The organism is Methylobacterium sp. E-046 (assembly GCF_022829625.1).
Lineage (GTDB): Bacteria > Pseudomonadota > Alphaproteobacteria > Rhizobiales > Beijerinckiaceae > Methylobacterium > Methylobacterium longum.
In genome coordinates, this window is record NZ_JAKSYP010000224.1 from 1 (window position 1) to 4685 (window position 4685).

4 protein-coding genes are annotated in these 4685 nt (G+C 68.5%); 3 read left to right on the forward strand and 1 reads right to left on the reverse strand.

What is annotated here, in order from left to right; genetic code table 11:
- A partial coding sequence (locus MKK82_RS24080; protein WP_243987079.1) for a transglutaminase-like domain-containing protein occupies positions 1 to 430 on the forward strand: 430 nt, incomplete at its 5' end.
- A gap of 108 nt (positions 431 to 538) precedes the next feature.
- On the opposite strand, the gene MKK82_RS24085 is transcribed toward MKK82_RS24080, so the two are convergent.
- On the reverse strand, positions 539 to 1306 hold the full coding sequence (locus MKK82_RS24085) for a Crp/Fnr family transcriptional regulator (protein WP_238290761.1): 768 nt from the start codon (positions 1304 to 1306) through the stop codon (positions 539 to 541).
- A gap of 542 nt (positions 1307 to 1848) precedes the next feature.
- Between MKK82_RS24085 and rpsA the strand changes: the two genes are divergently transcribed.
- Together rpsA and sppA are read left to right on the forward strand one after the other, a co-directional pair.
- A complete protein-coding gene (gene rpsA, locus MKK82_RS24090; protein ID WP_238290760.1) occupies positions 1849 to 3561 on the forward strand; it encodes a 30S ribosomal protein S1 in 1713 nt (570 codons plus the stop codon).
- A gap of 342 nt (positions 3562 to 3903) precedes the next feature.
- Positions 3904 to 4685: signal peptide peptidase SppA (gene sppA, locus MKK82_RS24095; RefSeq protein WP_243987080.1), on the forward strand; the 782-nt coding region annotated here is incomplete at its 3' end.

The window sequence follows — 4685 nt, forward strand, 5'->3', positions numbered from 1 at the left end:
CGCCCATACCCGGCTGCGCTTCGACTATCAGCAGGCCGACGCCACGCGCACCGCTTTCGACGGCTACACGCAGCGCGTGGGGGTGTGCCGGGACTTCGCCCATCTGGCGATCACCCTGTGCCGGTGCATGAACATCCCGGCGCGCTACGCCACCGGCTACCTCGGCGACATCGGCGTCCCGAAGGATCCGGCGCCGATGGACTTCTCCGCGTGGTTCGAGGTCTATCTTCACGGGCCGGAGGGGCCGCGCTGGTACACGTTCGACGCCCGGCACAACCGCCCGCGCATCGGCCGCATCGTCATGGCCCGCGGTCGCGACGCCACCGACTGCGCGCTCACGACGAGCTTCGGAACCGCCCAGCTCATCCAGTTCGATGTTCACACCGACGCGGTGCACGACACGCAGGATGCTCTCGCCCAGGCGGCCTGAACCGAGTGGCCTTGTGCCGACAAGCCGGCGCGAAGTCCGCGCTGGCCACGCGGCGGCGCGTGAGCCGCGAGGCCCCACGCCGAACCCATTCGGGCGCGGCTCGGAATGCTAAGCGATCTTGGCCGCCTCATGGATGGCCGGGGCGTCGTTGTCCTGGTGCAGGAAGGTGGGGTCGAACTCGGCCACGGTCACCAGCTCATCCCAATCCTCGATCGTCAGGACGCCGCCCGTCAGAGTGACCAGCTTCCGCTGACGGAGCGTGCGCAGCACCCGGTTGAGGTGGACGCTGGTGAGGCCGAGGGCGTCGGCCAGTTCCGATTGCTTCGGCGCCAGCGGACAGCTCGGCCCGGTCGCTAGGCCCACGACCCGTTGCCGGAGATACAATTCGCAGAACACGTGCGCGACACGGCCGAGGGCCTGCCGCCGGCCCAGGCTGGTGATCCGCTCCCGGTAATGCGCGGCGTCGATCAGGGTGTCGCGCCACAGGGCGTCCGCGAGGTCGGGATGGCGCCGGAGGACCGGCCGGAGCTCGTCGTGCGGGATGAATGCGATGACGCAGGCCGTCAGGGTGGCGAGGTTGTGATCCATCCGGTGCAGGTGCAGGCTCTGCAGGTCCGGCATGTCCCCCGCGACGTAGAACGACAGGATCTGTCGGTCACCGTCGGAGAGGGCGGCGTAGCGGGAGACCCAGCCCTGCAGCACGAGACAGCAGTGCGACGGCCTGTCGCCGAACCGGGCGATGTCGTGGCGGGCGGGCAAACTCCGGACCGTGTGCGGCAGGCTGAGGAGCGCGCTGCGCTCGGCCTCGCCGAGACGCGTGATGCTGTCGAGCTTCCGCGTCAGCATCTCCATCGGCATGGTGTGGGCGGTCGGCATCGGACGTCAGGCCTCGATCCACGCGCCGGGTACCGGTCCGGGAGTGTGGCTGCCATCCGGGCAGGAGCCGAATTCGAAGCGCGGCACGTTCTCTTCCCCCAACCCGTCGCCGGACCCCCGCGCCAGCGAGCCGCCCCCGGACCGAGACGGTCTTCGCGGGGGCACTGAGCGGATCCGGGACATGCTCCGTCAGGCTGGCGGACCTATCGCGTCCGTTCGATCCCCTGCAAGACTGGCACGTGGCCGCGGCGCAGTCACGCGGTCCCGCACCGAAAAACCCTTTCGGTTGAAGTCGCAGGGCCGTTGCTGTATGGCACGCGGGTCTTTCCGGACCCGCTCGCGCGCGCTCGTCATCTGGCGCGGCCGCCGAGCCGCCGGCTGGACCGCCCTCGTCATCCGTATCGACGCGTCGGCAAGCCGGATCCTGCGGGACCGGTCGCCTCTCCCGGGAGATCCAAGGGAGCGGCCGCGGCGAGCGGGGGTGCGTGCAACGCGAGCCGCCGACGCAACGGGCCTCCGCCGGAGGCCGTTCAGGAGACAGAATGACCGCTGGTACCGCTCTGGGGCGCAGCCCGAGCCGCGACGATTTCGCCGCCCTCCTCGAGGAGAGCTTCCTCGAACACGAGATCACCGAAGGTTCCGTCGTCAAGGGTCGCGTCGTCGCGATCGAGAAGGACGTGGCCGTCATCGACATCGGCGCCAAGACGGAAGGCCGTGTCGCGCTGAAGGAATTCACCGGCCCCGGCCGGGAAGGCGAGCTGAAGGTCGGCGACGAGGTCGAGGTCTACGTCGACCGGATCGAGAACGCCCTCGGCGAAGCCGTCATCTCGCGCGACAAGGCGCGCCGCGAGGAGAGCTGGGTCAAGCTCGAGAAGTCGTTCGAAAACAACGACCGCGTCACCGGCACGATCTTCAACCAGGTCAAGGGCGGCTACACCGTCGACCTCGACGGCGCCGTGGCGTTCCTGCCGCGCTCGCAGGTCGACATCCGTCCGGTCCGCGACGTCACCCCGCTGCTGGGCACCCCGCAGCCGTTCCAGATCCTCAAGATGGATCGCCGCCGCGGCAACATCGTCGTGTCGCGCCGGACCGTGCTTGAGGAGAGCCGCGCCGAGCAGCGCTCGGAGCTGGTGGCCAACCTCGAGGAAGGTCAGGTCATCGACGGCGTCGTCAAGAACATCACCGAGTACGGCGCCTTCGTCGATCTCGGCGGCATCGACGGCCTGCTGCACGTCACCGACATGGCGTGGCGCCGCGTGAACCATCCGTCCGAGGTCGTGACCATCGGCCAGACGGTCAAGGTCAAGATCATCAAGATCAACCACGAGACGCACCGCATCTCGCTCGGCATCAAGCAGCTGCTCGCCGATCCGTGGGAGGGCATCGCCGCCCGCTACCCGGAGGGCGCCAAGCTCAAGGGCCGCGTGACCAACATCACCGACTACGGCGCCTTCGTGGAGCTGGAGCCGGGGATCGAGGGCCTGATCCACGTCTCCGAGATGAGCTGGACCAAGAAGAACGTCCACCCGGGCAAGATCGTCTCCACCTCTCAGGAGGTTGAGGTTCAGATCCTTGAGGTCGATCCCGTCAAGCGCCGCATCTCGCTGGGCCTCAAGCAGACCCTGCAGAACCCCTGGGAGGGCTTCGCCGAGAAGCACCCGGTCGGTTCCGAGGTCGAGGGCGAGGTCAAGAACAAGACCGAGTTCGGCCTGTTCATCGGCCTCGAGGGCGACGTCGACGGCATGGTCCACCTGTCGGATCTCGACTGGAACCGTCCCGGCGAGCAGGTCATCGAGGAGTTCAAGAAGGGCGACATGGTCCGCGCCCAGGTTCTCGACGTCGACGTCGAGAAGGAGCGGATCTCGCTGGGCGTGAAGCAGCTCGGCGGTGACCCCTTCGCCGAGGCCGGCGAGATCAAGAAGGGCCAGATCGTCACCTGCGAGGTCATCGAGGTGAAGGATGCCGGCGTCGAGGCGAAGATCGTCGACACCGACATGCAGACCTTCATCCGCCGGGCCGAGCTGGCCCGCGACCGCGGCGACCAGCGCCCCGAGCGCTTCGCCGCCGGCGAGAAGTTCGACGCCCGCGTCGTTCAGTTCGACCGGAAGGCCCGCCGCGTGCAGGTCTCGATCAAGGCCCTCGAAATGGCCGAGGAGAAGGAGGCGATGGCTCAGTTCGGTTCCGCCGATTCCGGCGCCTCCCTCGGCGACATCCTGGGTGCCGCCTTCAACAAGAAGCGCTCCGACGACGAGTAAGACACCGCCCTCCGCCGCCGGGCCTGTCCGGGCGGCGGAGCCGAGGGTTTGAGACCCGCGCCGGACCGACGTCTGGCGCGGGTTCTTTTTTGCGATCGGCAATCCCAGGTTGCCAACGGGGCACCTCCGGGCGCGTCGACCGGTCCCGGCGCGACAGCGACAGGCCGCCCGGTCATTTTCTTCGCCCGCCCCATATCCACGCCCGCGGTAAATGCTCTAGAACACCGGCCTTGCACGGTTCGGACCGAGCGAGCCGAAGGAAACCAAAGACTTGCCGCACGCGGGACGTTGCTCCCGCACCCCGTCGAGGGGCCGGCAGGGGGCTTCAGGGGAAGGCACAGCATGGCAGCCGACGCCGAACTGCTGATCGACCGGCGGCGCCTGCGCCGCAGGTTGTCTCTCTGGCGCGTGCTCGGCGTCGGCGGCCTGATCGTTGCGGTCGGCGCCCTCGGTTACCGGGTCCAGACCGGCGCGGAAGGTGGCTTCGCCGTGCGGCCGCAGATCGCCCGAATCTCGGTCTCGGGCTTCATCGCCGGGAGCGAAGCGACCGCCAAGCTGATGAAGCGGGTCGGCGACGCCGATGCCGTGAAGGGCGTGGTCGTCTCGATCAACTCGCCCGGCGGTACCACCACGGGCTCGGAGGAGATCTTCCGCAACCTGCGGGCGCTCGCCGCCAAGAAGCCGATCGTCGCCTTTGTGGACGGCACAGCAGCGTCCGGTGCCTACATCACCGCCATCGCGGCCGACCATATCGTGGCGCGGGAGACGAGCCTCGTCGGTTCGATCGGGGTGCTGTTCCAATACCCGGATGTCTCGGGTCTTCTCGACAAGGTCGGGGTGAAGGTGGAGTCGGTGAAGTCGTCGCCGCTCAAGGCAGAGCCGTCGGGCTTCACTCCGACGTCGCCGGAGGCGCGCGCCGCCCTGGCATCCGTCGTCGGCGACACCTTTGCGTGGTTCAAGGACCTCGTGGCCGAGCGCCGTGGCATGGATCCGGGTCAGCTCAACACCGTCGCGGACGGCCGGGTCTTCAGCGGTCGCCAGAGCGTGCCGCTGAAGCTGGTGGACGAACTCGGCAGCGAACGCCAAGCGGTGGCGTGGCTGGAGAGCGCCCGCGGCGTTCCGAA

What these genes read in the sequence shown, in the direction of transcription:
- MKK82_RS24085 (WP_238290761.1), bottom strand. Translation starts at nt 1,306, where the DNA reads ATGCCGACCGCCCACACCATGCCGATGGAGATGCTGACGCGGAAGCTC.
- rpsA (WP_238290760.1), top strand. Translation starts at nt 1,849, where the DNA reads ATGACCGCTGGTACCGCTCTGGGGCGCAGCCCGAGCCGCGACGATTTC.